At 51.3% G+C, this 21,076-nt stretch carries 16 protein-coding genes; 4 read left to right on the forward strand and 12 right to left on the reverse strand.

Going from position 1 to position 21,076, the window contains the following annotated elements; translation table 11 throughout:
* The first annotated feature begins 19 nt into the window (after positions 1 to 19).
* Both ACG2F4_RS06305 and ACG2F4_RS06310 read left to right on the forward strand, forming a co-directional pair.
* Positions 20 to 985 carry a FecR family protein gene (locus tag ACG2F4_RS06305; RefSeq protein WP_395259369.1) on the forward strand — a complete coding sequence of 322 codons (966 nt, stop codon included), beginning with the start codon at positions 20 to 22 and terminating at the stop codon, positions 983 to 985.
* Between the two features lie 16 nt (positions 986 to 1,001).
* On the forward strand, positions 1,002 to 3,644 hold the full coding sequence (locus ACG2F4_RS06310) for a carboxypeptidase-like regulatory domain-containing protein (protein ID WP_395259370.1): 2,643 nt from the start codon (positions 1,002 to 1,004) through the stop codon (positions 3,642 to 3,644).
* A 219-nt stretch (positions 3,645 to 3,863) separates the two neighbouring features.
* On the opposite strand, the gene ACG2F4_RS06315 is transcribed toward ACG2F4_RS06310, so the two are convergent.
* Positions 3,864 to 6,005, reverse strand: coding sequence for a PQQ-binding-like beta-propeller repeat protein (locus tag ACG2F4_RS06315; protein WP_395259371.1), 2,142 nt, complete (start codon positions 6,003 to 6,005; stop codon positions 3,864 to 3,866).
* 310 nt (positions 6,006 to 6,315) lie between these two features.
* The gene (locus tag ACG2F4_RS06320; RefSeq protein ID WP_395259372.1) at positions 6,316 to 6,576 is read right to left on the reverse strand and encodes a hypothetical protein; all 261 of its coding nucleotides are present in this window, start codon (positions 6,574 to 6,576) and stop codon (positions 6,316 to 6,318) included.
* Positions 6,577 to 6,849: 273 nt separating this feature from the next.
* Between ACG2F4_RS06320 and ACG2F4_RS06325 the strand changes: the two genes are divergently transcribed.
* The gene (locus ACG2F4_RS06325; RefSeq protein WP_395259373.1) at positions 6,850 to 9,306 is read left to right on the forward strand and encodes a Lon protease family protein; all 2,457 of its coding nucleotides are present in this window, start codon (positions 6,850 to 6,852) and stop codon (positions 9,304 to 9,306) included.
* A 5-nt stretch (positions 9,307 to 9,311) separates the two neighbouring features.
* Complete coding sequence (locus tag ACG2F4_RS06330) at positions 9,312 to 10,163, forward strand: universal stress protein (protein ID WP_395259374.1); 852 nt, start codon at positions 9,312 to 9,314, stop codon at positions 10,161 to 10,163.
* A 74-nt stretch (positions 10,164 to 10,237) separates the two neighbouring features.
* On the opposite strand, the gene ACG2F4_RS06335 is transcribed toward ACG2F4_RS06330, so the two are convergent.
* The 10 genes from ACG2F4_RS06335 to ACG2F4_RS06380 all read right to left on the reverse strand — a co-directional run bounded on the left by ACG2F4_RS06335 (position 10,238) and on the right by ACG2F4_RS06380 (position 21,060).
* The gene (locus ACG2F4_RS06335; RefSeq protein WP_395259375.1) at positions 10,238 to 10,624 is read right to left on the reverse strand and encodes a RidA family protein; all 387 of its coding nucleotides are present in this window, start codon (positions 10,622 to 10,624) and stop codon (positions 10,238 to 10,240) included.
* A gap of 268 nt (positions 10,625 to 10,892) precedes the next feature.
* A complete protein-coding gene (locus ACG2F4_RS06340) occupies positions 10,893 to 12,275 on the reverse strand; it encodes an ATP-dependent RecD-like DNA helicase (protein WP_395259376.1) in 1,383 nt (460 codons plus the stop codon).
* Positions 12,276 to 12,499: 224 nt separating this feature from the next.
* Entirely contained in the window at positions 12,500 to 13,612 is a 1,113-nt protein-coding gene (locus ACG2F4_RS06345) for an acyltransferase family protein (RefSeq protein WP_395259377.1), read from the reverse strand.
* 228 nt (positions 13,613 to 13,840) lie between these two features.
* A complete protein-coding gene (locus ACG2F4_RS06350) occupies positions 13,841 to 14,728 on the reverse strand; it encodes an alpha/beta hydrolase (RefSeq protein ID WP_395259378.1) in 888 nt (295 codons plus the stop codon).
* A gap of 96 nt (positions 14,729 to 14,824) precedes the next feature.
* On the reverse strand, positions 14,825 to 15,484 hold the full coding sequence (locus tag ACG2F4_RS06355; RefSeq protein ID WP_395259379.1) for a lactate utilization protein C: 660 nt from the start codon (positions 15,482 to 15,484) through the stop codon (positions 14,825 to 14,827).
* Positions 15,477 to 16,925, reverse strand: coding sequence for a LutB/LldF family L-lactate oxidation iron-sulfur protein (locus tag ACG2F4_RS06360; protein WP_395259380.1), 1,449 nt, complete (start codon positions 16,923 to 16,925; stop codon positions 15,477 to 15,479). The genes ACG2F4_RS06355 and ACG2F4_RS06360 overlap by 8 nt, the downstream gene beginning before the upstream one ends.
* Positions 16,926 to 16,985: 60 nt before the next feature.
* Complete coding sequence (locus tag ACG2F4_RS06365; protein WP_395259381.1) at positions 16,986 to 17,717, reverse strand: (Fe-S)-binding protein; 732 nt, start codon at positions 17,715 to 17,717, stop codon at positions 16,986 to 16,988.
* Between the two features lie 26 nt (positions 17,718 to 17,743).
* Positions 17,744 to 19,195: an FGGY-family carbohydrate kinase gene (locus ACG2F4_RS06370; RefSeq protein WP_395259382.1), complete on the reverse strand. Its 1,452-nt coding sequence runs from the start codon at positions 19,193 to 19,195 to the stop codon at positions 17,744 to 17,746.
* A 92-nt stretch (positions 19,196 to 19,287) separates the two neighbouring features.
* The gene (locus tag ACG2F4_RS06375; RefSeq protein ID WP_395259383.1) at positions 19,288 to 20,571 is read right to left on the reverse strand and encodes a TIM barrel protein; all 1,284 of its coding nucleotides are present in this window, start codon (positions 20,569 to 20,571) and stop codon (positions 19,288 to 19,290) included.
* A 315-nt stretch (positions 20,572 to 20,886) separates the two neighbouring features.
* The gene (locus tag ACG2F4_RS06380) at positions 20,887 to 21,060 is read right to left on the reverse strand and encodes a hypothetical protein (RefSeq protein ID WP_395259384.1); all 174 of its coding nucleotides are present in this window, start codon (positions 21,058 to 21,060) and stop codon (positions 20,887 to 20,889) included.
* Positions 21,061 to 21,076 lie beyond the last annotated feature (16 nt).

Below are 21,076 nucleotides of genomic sequence, written 5' to 3' on the forward strand. Positions count from 1 at the left end.
GAACTCCCAATAAAAGATCATGGACGATCAGCTATCACATAACGATCCGGATCTCGAGCTGGCCCGTCAAATAGGAGATCTGCTGGAGCACGGGCAGTCGCTGGAATCAGTGGATGATCCGCTCATTCGCGAACTGGCGGCCTACCGCAAGCGGCAACATCGATCGCTGGCCCGGGAACCGATTGACAGCGAGACTCTTTGGAATCGAATCCACCAGGCAACAACCCGCAGCGGTCCGGCTCCCGCTGCCCGCATATTCTCCATGCCGGCGGTGCGCTGGGCCGCGGCCGCGGCGATCCTGGTGGCTGCCCTGTCAGGAATCCTGTATTTACAGTTCTTACAGGAACCTCAACTGGTTGCGGAGTCGGCCTCCGCAGTTGAAACCGTGCAACTTCCTGACGGTTCCGAAGTTACGCTTCGTCCGCATTCCAGGCTCTTTTCTGTCTCCGAGACCGACGACCAGCTTCTTTACCAACTTTCGGGCGAAGGATATTTTGAAGTCATCACAGATCCCTCGCGCACGTTTGCCGTTGCAGCTGGAAGAGGACGCGTAGATGTGCTCGGCACCAGGTTTACTGTAAGCAGCTGGGGAAACCGTACCCAGGTATTCCTGGAAGAGGGAACCGTTCGTTTTGAGGGGTCCTCAAAAACGGATGCCCTGGTTCTTGAACCAGGACAAGCCGCCGTATTGAACCAGTATCAGGCAAATCCCGTGCTCACTGAGGGCTCCGCATCAGAGTTTACTGACTGGCTGCGCAACGAGCTGGTCTTTGAGAACAGGTCTGCCAAGCGTATATTTGACGAGATTGAACAACATTTCGGGATCACCATCTCCGCCCCGCAAAATGTGACGGAGATGTATCTCAGCGGGTCGCTTTCCCTTGAAGATCGAGAAAAAACCCTTGCGTACCTGGGACAAACACTGGACGGCCGATTCCGGCAGACGGGTGAACGGTCCTACGCCTTTATAACTAACCGAGAGTAGATATCGAACCAATCACATGATCCAATTGCGGGTTCTGTTTCTTTGCCTGTTGACGGCAACTCATTTTTCTCTTACCCTTGCGGAGGGAGTCGCCCAGTCTGCCTCCGGGCAACGTCCCCTTCCGGAAATTCTCCGGCAAATCCAGGAAGAGACCGGATTTCGATTTCTGTATCGTGAAGCCCTGGTTTCGGGCATTCACCTTGATTTTTCCACAAAGCCGTCCCCTTCATTCGAAGAGCTCCGCCAGGTACTTCAGCCTCACAACCTGGAAATCAGGGTAGACAGTGCCTACAACCAGGTCATAATTATAAAGCAGGAACCATCAGCGCCCGGACAGGAGTCCATGTCCATCACAATAAGCGGACAGGTAGTGGATGCCGCGACGGGTGAGCGCCTGCCGTTTGCCACAATCACCTGGCAGCAGGAGGGCCAAACCCGGCGGAAAAGCGCCAACAGCAGCGGGCGTTTTCAGCTGAATTATCCCTCCGGTGGATCCAAACTGGAGTTAACTTCTTCCTACGTCGGATATCTCCCCGAAACAGTCCGGCTGGATCTCTCCGCCCGGTCCCTTGAGGAGGTCACTTTTCGCCTGGACCCCCAGCGTATAGACGGTAACGAGCTGGTCGTTACCGGTACGAGCTATTACGGGCAGCTGGATCAAAATGAATCCGGCCTGGTTGATATCGGTACCTTCAGTCCGCTGGGCAGCTCCAACTCCATCCGGGCGCTCCAGGTGCTCCCCTCCACCTCCCTTTCCCCCGCCCTCAGCGGAGATATGCACATACGGGGTAGCCCTGCCGACGGTTTCCACCTGCTTATCGACGGTCTTACAGTGTTTAATCAGAGTCACCTTTTCGGGCTGTTGGACAGCTTTAACGCCGATGTGCTGCAACGCAGCGCATTTTACTATGATATCGCCCCGGCCCAGTACCCGGCTCCACCCGGCGGCACCCTTTCAATGGTTACACAGACAGGCTCACTCAACAACTTTTCAGCATCTGTCGGGGCCAGCAACACCTCGTACAGGCTTACAATGGAGGGCCCCCTGCGCAAGGGAAACAGCAGCTGGATGGTTTCGGGACGCAGTTCGTACCTGAATGCGGTAGACTGGCTCAACAATTCGAAACTGGTACAGTGGGGACTCAATGTGAATCGATCCCGCGAGATATTGGATGAGAACCTGGTCAACATCGAGACCCGGCTTGTTCAGCCCGGAAAGACAGACGCCCATTTCTTTGATCTGCACGGCAAACTGTATGTCGAAAATCAGGACGGCAGCCGTCTGATATTCAGCGGATATTTTGGAGGAGATCGTACCAGCCAGGAGGCCGAACGCCTGTATCGAACCTTTCGGTCCGCCTCCCAGAATATCGAATTCCGGGATGTGGCAACCACCAACGACTGGAGTAACGGTACCTCCAGCGTGCAATACCAGGATCAGCTATCAGAATCACTATACATCCACTCAACGGCAGGATTCAGCATTTATCAATCGGAATTTTCAAAAGACGATTTCAGCTATACCCGGATCAACCAGGATAACGACACGTTTCAGCTGTTTACATTCCCTTTTGAGAACCGGAGCATCCTCAACGAACTGAAAGCCGAACAGCAGCTCGATCTGCATTTCGAGCCCTGGCAGTTGACGGCCGGAATATCATACCATTATTACCTGGGAGAATATTTTGAGGATTCTTTCAACCGGCCCGGCTTTTTCACCTCCATGAAGTCGCACAAAATTGATCTCTATGCACAGCTCGACTATACCGGCATTGACTGGGCCGACATATCGGGTGGAACCCGGCTGCATTACTACAGTAACGGCGAATACCTGAGGTGGTCTCCGCGCCTGAAATTACGACTATTCCCACAGTCAGCGGTTTCCGTGGGTGGCGGATACAGTCGAAACTTCCAGTTCCTCAACAAAATCTCACTCAGCAACACTGTTACATCTGACATCTGGATTATGGCCAATTCCGACCAGCCGCCCACAGGCGTTGAATACTACTCGGCAGGACTCTACCTGGAACCGAACCACTGGCTAAATGCACAAATTGAGGGATATTACAAGCAGTTTGACCATGTACGTCTCCACGAAATAAACGCATTGTCCCTGACCAACACTTTTAACAACGCCCCCTGGTACATCGACAACAGCGGCAAAGGACAAGGCGTGGAATTCCTGGCAAAAGCCAACAGCGGGCAGTGGGGCATAACCCAAACATTTACAATCTCGGAGATGCTCCTCTCAAACCCGGTGATTAATGATGGCGATCCATTTTTTGCGGACTGGGACCGAACGTATCGCTATGGTATTACACTAGACGGTAAGCTTACACCCGGCGTGTTTCTCTACCTGAGCTGGATGTATGCCAGCGGCGTCCCCAACCGGCTGGCTACATTCGGCGCCGCCAATGCTCAGCGGCTGGACCATTACCAGCGAACAGATGTTACTCTTGAGTATAAACGCTCCCTCTCTTTTGGAGAGCTGAACGGCTCGCTATCCATCTTTAATCTTTTTGACCGCAGCAACACCTGGTATCGGGAACTGGCCTTTGTGCTGGACCGGGAGGCCGCACAGAATCGGTTCAGAACGGTACCTGTCGATGTCTATGATATAGGCTTTCAGCCCTCGTTCAATCTCTCTCTCAGCTTTTGAACATGATAATCTCCTTCCCTCTCCCACACTGATATCGTGTCAAACCCTCGCGGTCTGTTCCTGATCGGACGCAGATAAACACCGATCAGGCTGATCTACGGAGATCGTTCATGCAGAAACACTGTTATAACTATTATTCCGTGGTGGTTTGCAGCATCCGTGTCATCTGCTTTCCGGTAAATCTGAATCTTCATCGTTGACATGGCACCAGAAACCAAGTCATTCCGGCAGCGCAAACGCTACATAACTGTCCCCACCCGGCGTACCCAGCTTTGTTCCCCCGCATGCCACCACGATATACTGCTTACCATCGACTTCATAGGTACTGGGGGTGGCAAAGGCGGCTGCAGGAAGCGTCGTCTCCCACAGCAGTTCACCGGTCTCCTTGTCAAAAGCCCTGAACTTCCCGTCGCTGGTACCGGCAATAAACAGCAGGCCGCTGGCCGTCACAACAGGCCCCCCATAGTTTTGCGTCCCGGTTTTGGGATCCCCCTCATCCCGCAACCCGGTATGGTCGCCCAGCGTTACTTTCCACAGGTATTCTCCGGAATTCAGGTCAATCGCATTCAGGGTGCCCCAGGGCGGGCTTATCGCTGGATATCCATTGCTGTCGACAAACCTGGTGTACCCTGAAATCTGGTAGGGAACCTCCGGGCGGGCGGTATCCGGTTGATCCGGGACCGGTTCCCCGCTACTGTTGGACAGCTGTTCTTCATTGAATAAATAAGCTATCAACGCCTCGGTTTCCGGATCAGACAACTGGCTCCCAAAGGCAGGCATCATGCCTTTTCCGCCTGTAATAATATTTTCCACGTACTCTTTGGAACGGGTATTGTCCAGCCCTGTTAGCGCCGGAAACCCACTGGCGGGGTTTCCGGAACGGTCGGGACCGTGACACGTTGTACAATTTGTGGTATACAGGCGTTTACCGGGGCTCATCTTTTGCAGTTCCTCTTCAGGGATCGCCGGGCTAATGCGGATATGCCACGCCATCTGGTTGCTGTTTACATACAGGATGCCTTGGGGATCTGCGGCAGCGCCTCCCCATTCGGCCCCGCCGTCCAGCCCCGGGAAGACGATGGTTCCCTGCGCACTCAACGGCGTAAACGGTCCTTCGAAACGACTGTTGCGCACCGTTTCCCTTAACTCTTCACGATTCTCGGCATAGGGGCTGATATCGTCCGGGGTCAGCGTCTGCCGGGCATAGGGAGCGGGCCTGGTCGGAAACGGCTGAGTAGGCCAGGTGTGCTCTCCCCCTACGTACGATTCAGGGACCGGACGCTCTTCGATCGGGAACAACGGCTCACCGGTCTCCCGGTCAAACAGGAACACAAAACCCTGTTTTGTTGTCTGTGCCACCGCATCGATCTCTTTACCACCCCGGGTAACGGTCAACAGGTTGGGTGGGGCGGGCAGATCCCGATCCAGTATGTCATGATGTACAAACTGGTAGTGCCAGATCCGCTCCCCGGTTTCGGCATCCAGGGCCAGCAGTGAATTGGCAAAAAGATTTTTGCCCTTTCGGTTGCCCCCGTAAAAATCATACGACGCTGATCCCGTAGGTACATAAACGATGCCGCGCCGGCGGTCTACGGCCATGCCTGCCCAGTTGTTGGCTCCCCCGATTGCGGGATTTTCATAGGCATTTTTCGGCCATGTTTCATACCCAAATTCGCCCGGTTTGGGGATCGTGTGAAATATCCACTCCAACTCACCGGTTTTAATATTAAACGCCTGTATATGACCCTTTGCGGCCCCGGGTCCCTCTGAAACCCGCAACGGCATGACAACAAGATCCCGGTAAACCGTACCCGGCGTGGTTGACATCACCATTTTATCCTGGGCTTCCCGCTCCAAACCGGCCTTCAGGCTCACCCGTCCGCTGTCACCAAAAGCCGGAATCGCGTTGCCGGTAGCGGCATCAAGCGCGTAGAGCCATTCTCCGTGTGTATATAGAATTCGTTTGTCATTACCCTCTTCCCAGTAGACCAGTCCGCGGCTGCTGTTTAATCGGGGAGGTCCTTCCCCCCTCTTTCGCCAATATTCCTGTCCTGTAGCCGCATTAAGAGCAAACGGCTGTACCGTAGCCGTCATCCCGTAAAGAGTGTCATTTACGATGACGGGATTGGTCTGAACCTGCCCGGTATCCTGTGTGTGATATTCCCATGCAACCTCCAGCTTGTCCACATTTCGGGGCGTTATCTGCCTGAGTTCAGAGTATTGATTTCGCTCTGGTCCCCCCTGGTATTCATACCAGTTTTTTCCAGAACCCATTGTCCCTTCCGGTGAACATCCCCGGGAAAAAAGTCCAGTTATAACAAGTACACCCGCCGCCATTATTAATTTCAAGTATTGTTTCATCGGCAAACTCGAATCTCCATGTTAAATCCCCATTTCCATTTGTATTCCCGGTACCGATCACGTGCCCGCTCAACGGTGGAAAAATAATCTCGCGATCAGTATCAAGCTACTATACAAAGGATTTTACATAAATTCACGCAGAATGGGCTGCGAAAGCAGGATCTCTCTCCCCTTTTTGATTTTACAGAAATGGCCGAGGGGACTTGACTGCCAGGCTTCTGAGCCCGGAAGTCGTTATCAGGCTATGATTTTAGCATTCTCGTCGCTCCTCGGGTTCATGGGATGTTGTAACACCCGGTCTTGTACTCCTTCATTCCAAAAAATAGATATCCGGATCATCAATTACGCCAGAACCATTTTTGGCATCGGGGATATCCGCGGAATAGAGAAACTCTCTTGCCTGTTCCGGGTCATCCACATCAAAAAGCAGTATTACTTCGTCCGGTTCATCCACGTTGCGCCACAGCTTTTTGAGTTGCATGCCTGCCTCCCGTTGTGCATTTTTGTGGGACTCAAAAACCTCTCTCCATCGAACAAAATCCTCTACCTTGTGCCTGACCAGTACCTCCATTGCCTGTCTCCCTGACTGTGATTTTTCTTTAGAAATTGACGTGAGAATCGAATATATCCGACATACAGGTACAGCTTCTATTTAACCAAATATTAAAGGCCGTAGCAAATCCAACGGTTGTTCAGCACCCTCTCCTTTCATTGTAACAAATTTTTGTAAATGTTGAGTTCAATTTAGATTCTACCAAGCGCCTTTGGAACGAGAAAAAGTTTACACACATTAAGTTAGCATACATCACCGAGTAATAGTAACGATCGAACAAATTATACTCCTGTGAAAAAACTAGATCCTGTATCACTCAACAACGTTTGCGATGCCGACCAGTTTAATTTTGAGACCACGGAAGAGATCAAGGATTATACCACCATCTTGGGGCAGGATCGCCTCTCCTCGGCGCTGCAGATGGGGGTGGAGATGGACCGAACCGGCTACAATATTTTTGCTCTTGGACCGCAAAAAACGGACAAGGAAACCCATATAAGGCATTTCCTGCAGGAACGGGCCAAACAGGAAGAAACGCCCCCCGACATCTGTTACGTGAACAATTTCGATGACAGCCTGAAGCCGGATAAACTGTTAATGCCGGCCGGACGAGGAAGAACCTTGCAGGAAATGATGGACGAGCTGTTGGAAGACCTGATTCCCACCCTGGAATCCTCCTTTGAGACGGAGGAGTATCAAAACCGTCGGCAGGCGCTGAAAGACCAGGTTCAGCAAGAACAGGACAAAACGTTTGAAGACCTGCAGCAGAAAGCAAAGGAAAAAGGGCTTGCCCTGATCCGTACGCCCTCCGGCTTCTCTTTTGCCCCCACCCGGGATGGAAACCTGATGAGTGAAAATGAAGTCCAGGAGCTCCCGGAAGAGGAGCGTAAAAAGCTGGAAGAGCATATGCAGGAGTTGCAAAAAGAGCTTCAGGAAATCATCCAGAAGATGCCCGCCAACAAGCGGAAGGTGCGGGATCGGATGAAGAAACTGGATCGCGAAATTGCCACTTATGCCATAAAGGAGCTTTTCAAGGAGATCCGGAACGCGTTTTCTGATCTTGACCACGTTCAGGCTTTTCTCAACAAGGTTGAAACCGATATCGTGGAAAATGTGCAGGCGATCCTTGGCAATCAGCAGGGACAACAGGGGGGTATGGCCGCCATGATGCAGCAGATGAGCGGTCAGAACGCCGGAGGAATGAATCGGCCCTCCAAATCCAGCCCGGAGGATCACCCGATCCTGCAACGCTACCGGGTGAACGTTCTTGTGGATCACCAGGATACCGAAGGCGCACCGGTCATCTATGAAGACAATCCCAGTTATAAAAATTTACTGGGTCGCGTCGAATACAAATCAAAAATGGGAGCGCTTACCACCAATTTTAACCTGATCAAACCCGGGGCCCTCCATAAAGCGAACGGGGGTTACCTGGTGTTGGATGCCCGCCGTGTTTTACTGGAGCCGTTTGCCTGGGAGGGACTAAAGCGCGCTATTAAATCCGGAGACCTGAAAATTGAATCGCTGGGCGATTCCTACAGTATGATCAGCACCGTTTCCCTGGAGCCGGAACCGCTGGACCTGAAGGTGAAAGTGGTGTTGCTGGGCGAGCGGCTGCTCTATTATATGCTCTGCAATCTCGATCCCGACTTTAACGCCCTCTTCAAAATCGAGGCCGATTTCGAGGATGAGATGGATCGCAATTCGGACAATCAGCAGCTGTACTCCAAACTGCTGGCGGGTCTTGTCCAGCAGCACGACCTGCGGCATTTTGACAAGCACGCCGTTTCACGAGTCATCGAGCAGAGCGCACGCATGGTCGGGGATAATGAAAAGCTTTCGACCCAAACCGAAGAGTTGAGCGATCTTCTTGTTCAGGCCGATTTCTGGGCCGGGAAAAATAATCATGATGTCGTTCAGCGGGAGGATGTCCAGCAGGCGATCGACCAGCAGTTGTATCGTGCCAGCCGTATTCGGGATAAAATCCAGGAATCCATTGAACGCAATCAAATCTTTATCGATACCGAGGGTACGGAGATCGGACAGGTCAACGGGCTTTCAGTAATTAAGCTGGGCGAACTGATGTTTGGCAAGCCCAACCGGATTACCGCCCGTATTCAGATCGGGAAAGGAGAAATCATCGATATCGAACGCGAGGTGGATATGAGTGGTCCCATTCACTCCAAAGGTGTACTCATACTGAAGGGATTCCTGGGAGACCGCTACGCCCAGCACCGCCCGCTCTCGCTTTCGGCCAGCCTTGTTTTTGAACAATCCTACTCCAACATCGACGGAGACAGCGCCTCCTCCGCCGAGCTGTATGCCCTGCTTTCGGCTATCGGCAAAATTCCGCTGCGGCAGTCGCTGAGCGTAACCGGCTCGGTCAACCAGCACGGTAAAATTCAACCGATCGGAGGAGTCAATGAAAAAATCGAGGGCTTTTTTGATGTGTGCAAAAAGCGTGGACTCACCGGCGAACAGGGCGTGCTGATTCCCCGCGCCAACGTCAAAAACCTGATGCTCCGGCAGGATGTAGTTGATGCGGCAGAAGCAGATCAGTTTCACATCTATGCTGTAGAAACAGTTGATGAAGGGATGGAAATTCTGACGGGAATGGAGATGGGCATGGCCGACGAAGAGTGCAATTATCCCGATGGTACCATCAATGCAAGGGTGGTTAACCAGCTTGACCAGCTGGCCCAAAACAGGAAAGCTTTTGCTTCGACCACGAATGGAAAGCAGGAATAAAACTGATGACTGAAGAACTTCCGGATATCGGCTTTCGGCGCATTCTCGTAGCCCTCGACACTTCAAATCACAGCCGGGCCGCCCTGCAGGCAGCCGCCTACCTGGCCAAACTCTCCGAAGCCGAACTCAGGGGGTTGTATGTAAGTGATGCGACCTGGCACCAGATCAGCCGTCTTTCGCTGATCTCTGAGGTAAGTGAACTAACCGGTGAACCGCGTACGTTCAGCGAGGAAGATATCAGCAGACAGAGCAAACTAGTGGAAAACAGGATCCGGGACCTGCTGAAACAGGTGGCAGGCACAATGGAAATTCCCCATACCCTCGATTCGGTTCAGGGCTCGATTGAAGATGAACTGATCAAGGCATCCGAGGAGGCCGACCTGATCACCATCGGTCGGGCCGGGCATTCCCACAAACAGGAGAGCAAGCTGGGTAAAACGGCCCGGTTTATAGTCCGCCGATCCTCCAAACCGGTGCTTATGCTGGAGCACGGACTATCGATTGGCGGGGCTCCGGTCATCTGCATCTACGACGGGACCGAGCAAGCGCAACGCAGCCTGGAACTGGCACTGAAGATTGCCCGGAAGAGCAGTACCCGGCTTCTCGTCATCGGGCTGGCCAACCAGTCTGATTCGGTAAACAACAGGAATAAAGAGATTGAAGAGCGGGTCCAAAACGCCAGTATTCCGGTTCGCCTGCACCTGCTCAAACAGCACAATATCTGGAACGTCACCCGCCTGCTGAATAAACTGTACGGCAGCTTGCTGGTCATGCCCAAAGATCAACCCCTGATCAGGGAAGAATGGGCCGGCAAAATTTTTCATATGGCAAAATGTCCCCTGCTGCTGATAAGTTAGCCCGGATTTTCACGAAATAGTATACTTGTAGTATATAAGCCCGATTAGAAGTATTGAACTGCTTACCAACAAGTTCAGTCAACAATGGCGACCGCCTCAATCTCTACCAGCATATCGGGATCAATCAGCCGACTGATCTCGATCATGCTGGTGGCCGGCTGAATGTCTTCAAAAAAAAGACCGTGCGCGCGGCCAATATCTTCCCACTGGTCAATATTCCGTACATAAATTCGGGTCCGTACAACATCTTCAAGCGAAGCCCCCGCTTTCCGCAGTGCATGATCGATATTATTAATAATCTGCACCGTTTGCCGGTAGGGATCACCCTTGCCGATCACGTCCCCGTTTTCATCCGTTGCCGTCGTACCTGAAATATACACCTGGTTGCCCTTTCGCACAGCGCGACAATATCCGACAATGTCCTCCCATTTTGTGCCTGAAGATATATGCTGCTTTTCCATTGCGGTCCTCCCCGATTTTTAATGGCTGATCAATAAAGTTTGTGTTGCCATAGATTGATATTTCTTTACCGTATATAAAGGTACGCAGAGAATCGACAAACTCCCATTGGGAATTACGAAACCAAATGCGTTCGCTGATTGAGTATATTTTTTTCGATCTGCATGATGTCAGTCAGCGCCCGCGTTTTAAAAAATTTATGGGGGACCCGGAAGCTTTTTGCACTTGTAACTTGACAATATTAATTACGCTTTTTTCTGATGCCAAGTACTAGTTTTGACGCTTTTGGATATCCATCAAGTCGCTCTCACGGGCAGCCTGGGCGCGCTGTTTTTTGTAGAAGTCCAGCAGTCGCGGATCTTTGATAATATCCCGCGAGGTTATTTTCTTTTTCAGGTAGAGACCGTTAAAACTGGTACAGCGACTGAGTCCCACGTACAGCTGCCCGTTGACAAACGCCCCTCTGCCGAGATCCAGGAATACCTGCTCAAAGGTAAGCCCCTGGCTTTTATGGATTGTCATGGCCCACGCCAATTTTACCGGGTACTGAATGAACGTCCCTTTAATCTCCTCCTCCACCCGGTTTCGGCGCTTGTTGTACCTGTACTTGATGTTGTGCCAGGTTTCTTTTTCCAGTTCATGCGTTTCCCCGTTTTCCAACCGAACCGTAATCGATTCTTTTTCCAGGTGCTCAATTTTGGCGATCGTTCCGTTGACCCACCGATGCCCCTCAAGGTCATTTTTGATAAATATCACCTGCGCCCCCTCCTTCAACTCCAGCACCTGGTCGGTCGGAAACCGATCTTTGGGAAATTCTCCCTCCACCCTGGCGTGATACCGGTGGGAAGGAGAGTCAATCAAATCAAGCCGGCGATTATTTTCATGGTTGGCCACCCGGTTGGTTGTGGTCAGCGTAACTACATAATCTTCCTTGCCCGGCAGGTAATTTGGTGCGTGCCGTTTGTTCAGCTCCCGCAGGTGACGCTGGTCTACCAACCCTGTACGCACCCGGTTCAGCAATTTGACAAACGCCTTATCCTCCTGCCGGTAGACCTTGAACAGCTCTACAAAATTAAAATCGGCTTCTTCAAATACCGGGGCATCAAAAAAATATTCAGATTCGTAGGTATTGGAAAAGATATCCTGTTCCACCGGATCATTCTGAACGACGGGCGGCAACTGGAAAATATCTCCAAACAGTACCATCTGCTTGCCTCCAAAAGGCTGGTACCTGTTCCCGGTGTTCAACCTCAGTGAATGGTCGATCGCCTGGAAAATATCTGAACGAAGCATGGAGAGCTCGTCGATAATAATCATATCCACCTTCTCGAGCAGGCGGCGACGGGAGCTCCCCGACCGGAACTCCTTGATCGATTCATCACCGGGCAGCAGCGGCTTGAATGGAAACAGAAACAATGAATGCAGGGTGACGCCCCCTACATTTATGGCTGCAATCCCTGAAAAAGCGGTAACCAGCGAGCGCTTGATCGCATTTTCTGAAAGATAATGAAGAAACGTAGATTTGCCTGTTCCCGCTTTCCCGGTGATGACAAAATTTTCTCTTGACGTATTGATCCTGCTAAACAGCTTTTCCAGGAAAGGATCGTTCGGATAATTTTCAGGCAGTTGTATACGTGGATTCTGTGCGCTCATGTCAGGTATATCATACTATTTCTTTTAAGAGACCTTGCAGAACCTGCTATTTTGTTGGGAGGGAGTTGTACTACCGACCTTGGAGACCTTTTACGGGAGTACAACGCCCCCAGAACGAGGAATTGAGGGTTTTGCAAAGCCCTCTTTTAATCCAAACATACTAAAAGTACAACAATATTGAACCCGGTTAGACGGTGGTCTTTTCCGGCAGAGTGCACTCATCATTAAATTGAGATAAATATCTTCCGCTTGTACAGAAAATAGGTCATGTACCACATCATGCCCAATACGATTAGCGAGGTTACGACACCTATCCAAGCTCCGGGAACGGATACCAGTCCCAGGATATCCACAGTAAATACCTCTACCATGCTGTAAAACCAGTCAACACCCCCCAATTCACTGAACAGATAGATAAATAGGGGATTCATTCCCACAATAGCAAAAAAGCGAGCGTTGCCGGTATATATTTTTTTCACATCAAACAGGTAAAATGATACAGCCAGCGCCAACAGACACCAGCCCCCGCTGGCGATGGTAAAGGAAGAGGTGGCAATTCGCTTGACAATAGGTGTCACCGGATCGAGCAGATATCCCACAAGGAGCAATCCTATGCCATATATTAGCAGTTTTTTAATTTTTTCAACCGATCCCCGGCTGCTTATCAACAGCTGTCCGGCGATCACTCCCCAGATCGTATGGGCCGCTGTGGGAATGGCATTAACGGCTACCCAGTGCCCTCCGCTGAGTTTCCCCATAAGCACCAAGTCAAGCCAGGCACCGAAATTTTTGTCTGGTGTAAAAGGCTGATTGAACCCATCAACCCACCAGAGACGGTACAGAAGTTCCGTAAGGAGTAGCAGGCCAGCGGAGAATCCAATCTGAAATTTCCAGCTTTTACGCATTATCAGAAATGCCAGCAGATAAGTGAAAGAGAGCTGTGAGAGCACATTCCAGAGTTCAAATACAATTTCACCCGCATAGATACAGTGAAGAAGCAAACCCAGGGCAAGTAACACAATAGACCGGTTAACGGCATGCTGCAAGGTTGAACTCCAGGAATCCCCGCGTGCCCACCGTTTACCAAATGAGATCGGCATGGCCACCCCGACAATGAACATAAAAAACGGCTGTACGAGATCCCAGAAACGGAGTCCATTCCACGGGTGATGATGAAACTGAGTGCCGATGGTGCTGATAAGGCTCCCTTCGAAATACGGGTCAACGACGGCAAACCAGAGACCGGCCCCCTCGGCAATAAGCAAAAACATGGTGAGTCCCCGATAAAAATCCAGCGAGAGCAATCGGCCATATCTATCCAGTAGTGAGTTGTCCATATCCTCCATCTTAACCCCCTGTTACCTATTGATTGTAATATCCCTCTCCTGCCAATATGTACAGATACAGGAAACGAAAAACCAATACTTTACAAAAAGCATGTTCCCTGCCTAAAGGCATGATGCGCCACGGCCCGACATATCGGAAACTGCACAAAAAAATCGGCCCCCAACCGGTGGGACCAGCCTATCTCCGAATTTAAGCCCTTCGCTGGAAAAATCCATTTATTAACGATGGAAGCTCTGGCTGACAAACGTTAGAACCTGCGGCAGTGCCGATCGCCAGTAATCCCAGGTATGCCCCCCGTCTCGTATCCGGAACTCGTGCTCAATCTCCTTGTCGATCATGGCGCTGTGCAAGGCCATATTACCTTTCACGAGGAAATCATCATCTCCACAGTCGATATAGTAGTCTACCGTATTCAGCGAGTCGGCATTCCCATTTTCCACGATATCCAGTATCGAATTTTGGCGATAATGGTCCGTAAACCGCTGTTTTCCAGTCAATCCCTCTTCAAACGGAATCTGAAAGACGCCGTCCCAGGTCTCCTGGTCCATCTCTTCAATCTCTTCATCCAGAAAAACGGCCGCACTCAGTGGAGCGGCAGCAGTAAACAGCTCGTGATGTTTCAGTGCCAGGATCAGAGTTCCGTACCCGCCCATGGAAAGTCCGGCCACCGCCCGGAACTCTTTTGAGCTGCGTGTGCGGTAGGTGGAATCGATGCCCGGAATAAACTCATCCACAAAAAAGTCTTCATACCGGGTATCCCCGTCATGGCTGTTGATATACCAGCTAACCCCTGCATCCGGCATCACGATAACCATTTCTGAAACATCGATATTGTCATGTTGCCGGTCCACGATCTTTTTAACCTGCCCGAACTGGATCCAGCCATCTTCATTGTCAGTATATCCATGCAACAGGTAGAGCACCGGGTATTCTCGGTTTGTATCGTCATAATTCGGCGGAAGATAGATGCTGTAGTTGACCTTCTTCTCAAGAATAGAACTCTGGAAGGTCAAACCCTCCCGGACGCTCCCCTGCTGTGCCAGTAGTTGAGAAGTAACCAGTAAAAAAAGAGCGAGCAGGGTACTTATGCGAGTTAATATATTCATACGTAAGATGATCTGCTGTCGGATTAAAATGTGAGAAGGGCCGGCGTGCTCGAACATCCGATTTCTGATCCCTTCATAGCTTTAAATCGAATATAACTATTTTGAGGCTATAAGCACTTCCAGCCGGCGGGGACCGTGAACGCCCTCTACGCGGTTCAGCTCAATATCGGAGGTAGCCGAGGGGCCCGAAATAAAGGTAAGCGGGGGGCCGTCCTGTTGAATCTTTTCATTAAATCGTTCGAACGCCTCCGGGACAACTTCTACGATCTGATCTTCCCGCACAATACACAGGTGGTAGTCGGGCAGCAGCGTGAGCGCCCGGCGCCCTTGCCCGGGTCCGGCATCCAGGATGATGGTTCCCGTTTCTGCCACGGCAAGGGCACACGTCGTTACCACGCCGTCCGATTCATCCAGCTGTCGGTGCGAAAGCGGCTGGTCGACCTCGTCATGCAGCAGCTCAAGATCAGCCGGCAGCCACCGCTCCGGAAACTGGGCGGGCACCACCAGGCGTTCCACCTTCTCCTTTTGACAAGCTGCCGAAATAACAGATTGCAGGTCCTTTTCCTCAACCCGCTGGATGGTCGCTTTGTACTCACCGGTTCGCTCGGCAAACAGGTCGGTCAGCTGTGCATCATCCAGCGATCCCTTCCGCCGGTATTCCCGCGGAACAGGTATATCACCCGGTTCCTCATCCTCCGGAACTCCCGAAAGTGCCGTTCGTACCCGATTCAGTATCTCTTCTCTTCCGTCACTCATCGTTGTCTCGTTCCTTCCACCATTCTCTGAATGTTTGTTTGGGGATCGGTTTCAAATCACGCATGGCGGTCCACCCGGAGAGCTGTCCTGGCAGCTTTGAGATGGTGCCGTCACGCTCAAAAAATCCCTGTCCCACACGCGCAATCTTTTGAGCCCGTTCGTAGCGCGATCGTTTTTTAAACGCCCGTGCCATCAGCTTCATGCCGATATGCTCCTCATCCATCTTGTTTTTCAGACCCGCGCCCCGCTTCTTTTTATCTACAATTTTACCCCGCAGGTGAACGAGCACTTCCGGGATATTAATTTTCACCGGGCACACCTCGTAACAAGCGCCGCACAGGCTGGAGGCATACGGCAGTGATGCTACGCCATCATCTTCCAGCCCTTTGAGCTGTGGTGTCAGTATCGCTCCAATGGGACCGGGATACACCGAATTGTAGGCATGTCCACCGGTACGCTCGTACACCGGACACACATTCAGGCAGGCACTGCAGCGGATGCAGTTGAGGGTCTGCCGCCCTACCTCGTCACCTAATACATTGGTACGGCCGTTGTCCAGCAGCACCAGGTGAAATTCCTGCGGCCCGTCCCCCTCTGTCACTCCGGTCCAAAATGAGTTGTAGGGATTCATACGCTCGGCCGTGGCCGAACGGGGCAGCAGCTGCATGAACACTTCAAAATCGCGCCAGGTGGGTATCAGTTTTTCGATGCCCATCACCGTGATCAGCGTTTCCGGGAGCGTGGTACACATCCGGCCGTTCCCCTCTGATTCCACGACAGAGATTGTTCCGCTCTCCGCCACAGCAAAATTTGCCCCGCTGATTCCCACCTTTGCACTCAAAAATTTCTTGCGCAGGTAAAGGCGCGCCGCCTCGGCCAGGTCCTCGGGGCGGTCACTGAGTTCCTTTTGGTTCAGTTTTTTCTTGAAGAGCTCACGGATCTCCGCCCGGTTTTTGTGAATCGCCGGTACCAGTATATGTGAAGGTTCATCTTCAGCCAGTTGCACAATCAGTTCGGCCAGGTCGGTTTCCAGTGCCTGTATTCCTTCGCCGGCCAGCGCCTTGTTTAATTTTATTTCGTCGGTTGTGATCGATTTCACCTTGACCACCTCTTCGACCTGCTGTTGCTTCACGAGGTCCACGATGATTCGGTTGGCCTCCTCAGCATCCCGCGCCCAGTGTACCGTTCCCCCGGCCCGCTGTACCGACTCCTCGAGCTGCAGCAGGTACCGGTCCAGGTGACGCATCGTACGCTGCTTGATCTTGTTTCCCGCCTCGCGCAGGGCTTCCCAGTCCGGCTTTTCATCGACTATTTTCTGGCGTTTGTCTCGGATGGTATGGGTGGCATGACCGATGTTTCTGCGCAGCTGGGTGTTGTCGAGGTACGCCTTGGCCGAAGCCTGGAATGTGGGCGTCTGTTGAATGTCGGATTTTGCACTCATGGTTACTGTATTCTGTTAAATTGAGCAGATTGCCGTGCTGCCGGGTTCATTCTCAAAGCCTCAGTCTTCCGTCGAGGCCAATATTTCTGCGAGATGCACGGTTTTTACCCCGCCGCGCTGACGCTGCAGGGCACCCCCGATATGCATCAGGCAGGAGTTGTCACCAGCGATACAGACCTCCGCACCGGTATCTTTTATATGCCGAATTTTGTCGCCGAGCATTGCCATGGAGGTATCCGCATTTTTGACAGCAAATGTTCCGCCAAAGCCGCAGCACTCCTCCGCAGCGGGGAGCTCTATAAGGTCCAGTCCCTTTACGTTGTGGAGCAGCCGTAACGGGGCATCGCCGACCTTTAGCATCCGCAGGGAGTGGCAGGTCGGATGATACGTAACGCGGTGCGGATAGTAGGCTCCCACATCCTCCACTCCCAGTTCATCCACCAAAAACTGGGACAGCTCAAACACGCGGGGTACAACCCGATCCACTTCCCGCGCCAGTCCCCGGTCTTCGGCCCGCTCAGCCACTTTATGATAAAATTCGTGAACCATGGCCACGCAGGAAGCCGAGGGTGCCACAATTGCTTCGGCATCCCCGAAAACCTCAACAAATTTACGCACCAGGGGAATTGCCTCATCATGGTACCCGGTGTTGTAATGCATCTGCCCGCAGCAGGTCTGTTCCATAGGGAATTCCACGGTATGACCCAGCCGCTCCAGCAGCTGCACCGTTGCCTTGCCCGTATCCGGGAAGAGGGTGTCGTTAAAGCATGTAATAAATAGAGAGATCTGCATTACGTTTTGTCTTTCCCTTCAATTCTTTAAATGCGTTTAGCGGATGATTTCCAGCGATACTCTTCAATGCCTGTATCCTGCAGTGGTTTATGCAGTGTGAGATCAAGTAATTCTTTTTGCGCGTCTTTACCAAATGATTCCGGGTCATTTATCACCAGGGCCGCTCCCAGGGCCGAGGCGTTAGACAGGGAAGCGGTATATACTTTCTTCCCGGGAAACGCGCTGGCCAGCATCTTCATATAAAATTTGTTTTGGCTGAATCCCCCCGTCACAATCAGTTTATCCAGCTTTTGCTCCCCCTCAACCAGGCCTATACAGTCGGTTTGAATGGAAACCAGGTCCAGCATAAGCTGGTGATAGGCTTCCTGGTATGATTCAAAAGAATTCAGTTTCCAGTTTCCAGCCTCTTTTTGCGGGTACGGGCCGGACCCGTAAGCCTGTTCAAGCTGAAGTCTTTTTGCTGGATTTCCTTCATTAATCAGGGATCGCAGCAAACCGGGGTCCAGTTCGGGGGCTGAAGCCGTACTTTCCCGGTTAAAATGAGATTCCAGCCGGCGTTTTTGATGCATGTACTCCTTGCCCAAAAATAGTCTTGAGGCTTTAACCTGCTCACCATAGATATTCATGTAGCACAGGCAGTCTCGTTTCAACTCCTCGAATGTAAGCGGATCGGTATTGAAGGGATTAAACGAGATACTCCAGGTACCCGTGGATACCAGCAAAAAAGGCTCCTCAAGCGCAATCAGGTATGGTGCCAGCGCGGCTGAACTGTCGTGAATGCCGTTCCCTATCTGAATATCCAGATCCGTTCCCACAGGGGGATAAGTTGCTCCCACTGGTTTGATATCGGGTAGCAGACCGAGCATTCCCTCGGCCTCCAGCCAGCGATGATATCCATTTTCCCTGAAATTCCACATCCCCGTATGACATCCTATACTTGTCAGTTCAGAATGTACCTTGTCCGTAAAAAGGTAGCTCAAGTACTGGGGAAAATGCAGGGTGTGGTTTATTTTCTTAAACTGTTCCTGCTTGCGATATTTAAGCCAGTAGAGCTGCAGGCCGGAATTGAGCATCCCCATCGGGGGAGAAGCCGTTTCAATTGAAAACTGGCTCTGCCCGCCATACTGGTCATAAAACTTTTGCTGCAGCGGTTCGGGATAATCTTTCAAGTAATTGTATAGCGGGGTAACAGGCTGTCCCTCCTTATCGAGATGAACCAGCGTTGCGCCATAGGTAGAAAAATTAAGCTTTTCTACCCTGTAATCCTCATTACCGGTTACATTTTCAAACTGCTTGCCAATCCAGTGCACCAGCTGCTCGAGATCCTCACAGGAATCCCCGTCATCATCAGTGGTCTGGTCCAGTTCTGTACTATTTTGAAAAACGACCCTGTATCTTTCGTCAAAAAGCAGAAATTTCTTGTTGGTCTTCCCGATATCAAAAACGGCTGTAACCGGTATTCCTTCCTCTTGTTTCAATGGTATAAATCTGTTGTTTACTTAAAAATAATGGTTCTCCGCAACCGGCATTATCCTGAAAATACAGTCAGCCGGTCCAGTACTTGTGCGTTTTACAGCCCTGTGGCCCGGGTCTCGGAGCCGCGCTCTTCCACCAGCTTGTTGCGGACCTCCAGTTGTCGGTATAGCTGAAGCGGATCGGCCGCCGCCTTGTTTCGAATTCGGGCTTCCCTCAGCAGCGGCCGGACATCGGTCTGGTAGGCGTCCTGCAACGTTTCCTGGGCCAGCACCGGGTCATTTGAATTCCTTGCCTCCTCCAGTAGTTCTCGATCTACCAGCATCGCTTTTACATAGGCCTGGTTTATCGCCTCCACCGACTGCAACAGGTCTTCCAGCGGATCTTTAACATTGTGACTGGCGTCAATCATCCATGCAATATTCTGCCTGAGATCGGCGGGATTCTCCGTACCCTGAACCAGCTCATTAAAAATTAGGAACAGTTGGTACGGCTTTATGGTCCCCGTTGTGAGATCATCATCGCCGTATTTCGAGTCATTAAAATGGAATCCACCCAGCTTGTCTTCCATCAGCAGGGTAGCCACAATCTGTTCTATATTGGTATTCGGCAGATGGTGTCCAAGATCTACCAGCGTCTGTGCCCTATCTCCGATTTTATTCGCCAGCAGAAACGAGGTGCCCCAGTCCGGGATCACCATCGAGTAGAAATTGGGTTCATACGGCTTATACTCGATCAGTATCTCCCAGTCTGCGGGAAGTGCCGCATATATCTGCTCCAGTGATTCCTGGATATTGGACAGGGCTTTTTGAAAATTCTGCTGCCCCGGGAAATTTGACCCGTCCGCCAGCCACACCGTCAGCGCTTTGGATCCGAGCTGTTTACCATACCCGATGACCTCAATATTATGGTCAATAGCCTGTTGTCGAACGGCTTGATCCGTATGACACAGGGAGCCGAACTTGTAGGAGTGTTTCTGGCCTTCCTGGTCCTGGAACGTATTGGAATTGACCGCATCAAAAACAAGATCATGCTGTTCAGCCAGTTCCCTGACAGCGGCGCTGTCCTCCGGTATATCCCAGGGAATATGCAGTGAAATAGCCCCGCTCGAGCGATTCAACGCATGAAGAATGCCAACATCAGCAATTTTTTCCTCCAGATTTCCGGGCTCCCCCCCTATGGGAAACCGCCCGAAACGGGTTCCGCCCGCTCCAAGCGCCCAGCTGGGAATAGCCACCTGGAAAGCTGTCAGATGATCGATCAACTCTTCGACAGGATGATCCTGTTTAACCAGCTGATCTGCCAGCGACTCAAACCGGTGCTCGTGTCGTTGAGTATAATTCCGGTTGTGGTCTTCAATTTGCTGCTGATCAATCTTCATTCAAAAACTGGTTTATTTAACTGTTAAGAGGTCTTTGCAAAGCCGTTGTCTTGTCGAACTTAAAATCAACTCGTATTCAACATATTTATTTGCGCAATATAAACTGCCATTACAAATTCATTGACTTCAATTCCGGACAAAACCCCGGCTTTAAAAAGGCCTTTGTTCACTGATTTCGACAGAAAATAAGTGCTGCGCGTTACTGTAACCAGGGTCGGGTAATGAACTGTATTTTGATTCCCGGAATCCCGTTACATTGACATTGCCGCACCAACAGATGCCATTGTGAGTTATAAAAACTCTCCCCGAACCTGACTACAACTCCTGCTCTTTAACCCAGAAGGGAGCCGTAATAAACCATAGAACCATCCCGAAAATCATGTATAGTTTATGATCTTCGAGGGACAGTTCCTGTAGAAAGACCAGCACTGACGGCAAGAGCGTCAGTGCCAGCCCGGTTAAGGAGAGTATGATTAGCAGTATTCTCATAACTAAAAGAGAACTT

Source organism: Halalkalibaculum sp. DA3122, from assembly GCF_043951865.1.
GTDB lineage: Bacteria > Bacteroidota > Rhodothermia > Balneolales > Balneolaceae > JAMQKA01.

Bases quoted from the DNA above. Each gene is read 5' to 3' on its own strand.
- ACG2F4_RS06305 (WP_395259369.1), top strand. From the start codon at position 20: ATGGACGATCAGCTATCACATAACGATCCGGATCTCGAGCTGGCCCGT.
- ACG2F4_RS06310 (WP_395259370.1), top strand. From the start codon at position 1,002: ATGATCCAATTGCGGGTTCTGTTTCTTTGCCTGTTGACGGCAACTCAT.
- ACG2F4_RS06315 (WP_395259371.1), bottom strand. From the start codon at position 6,005: ATGAAACAATACTTGAAATTAATAATGGCGGCGGGTGTACTTGTTATA.
- ACG2F4_RS06320 (WP_395259372.1), bottom strand. From the start codon at position 6,576: ATGGAGGTACTGGTCAGGCACAAGGTAGAGGATTTTGTTCGATGGAGA.
- ACG2F4_RS06330 (WP_395259374.1), top strand. From the start codon at position 9,312: ATGACTGAAGAACTTCCGGATATCGGCTTTCGGCGCATTCTCGTAGCC.
- ACG2F4_RS06335 (WP_395259375.1), bottom strand. From the start codon at position 10,624: ATGGAAAAGCAGCATATATCTTCAGGCACAAAATGGGAGGACATTGTC.
- ACG2F4_RS06340 (WP_395259376.1), bottom strand. From the start codon at position 12,275: ATGAGCGCACAGAATCCACGTATACAACTGCCTGAAAATTATCCGAAC.
- ACG2F4_RS06345 (WP_395259377.1), bottom strand. From the start codon at position 13,612: ATGGACAACTCACTACTGGATAGATATGGCCGATTGCTCTCGCTGGAT.
- ACG2F4_RS06350 (WP_395259378.1), bottom strand. From the start codon at position 14,728: ATGAATATATTAACTCGCATAAGTACCCTGCTCGCTCTTTTTTTACTG.
- ACG2F4_RS06355 (WP_395259379.1), bottom strand. From the start codon at position 15,484: ATGAGTGACGGAAGAGAAGAGATACTGAATCGGGTACGAACGGCACTT.
- ACG2F4_RS06360 (WP_395259380.1), bottom strand. From the start codon at position 16,925: ATGAGTGCAAAATCCGACATTCAACAGACGCCCACATTCCAGGCTTCG.
- ACG2F4_RS06365 (WP_395259381.1), bottom strand. From the start codon at position 17,717: ATGCAGATCTCTCTATTTATTACATGCTTTAACGACACCCTCTTCCCG.
- ACG2F4_RS06375 (WP_395259383.1), bottom strand. From the start codon at position 20,571: ATGAAGATTGATCAGCAGCAAATTGAAGACCACAACCGGAATTATACT.
- ACG2F4_RS06380 (WP_395259384.1), bottom strand. From the start codon at position 21,060: ATGAGAATACTGCTAATCATACTCTCCTTAACCGGGCTGGCACTGACG.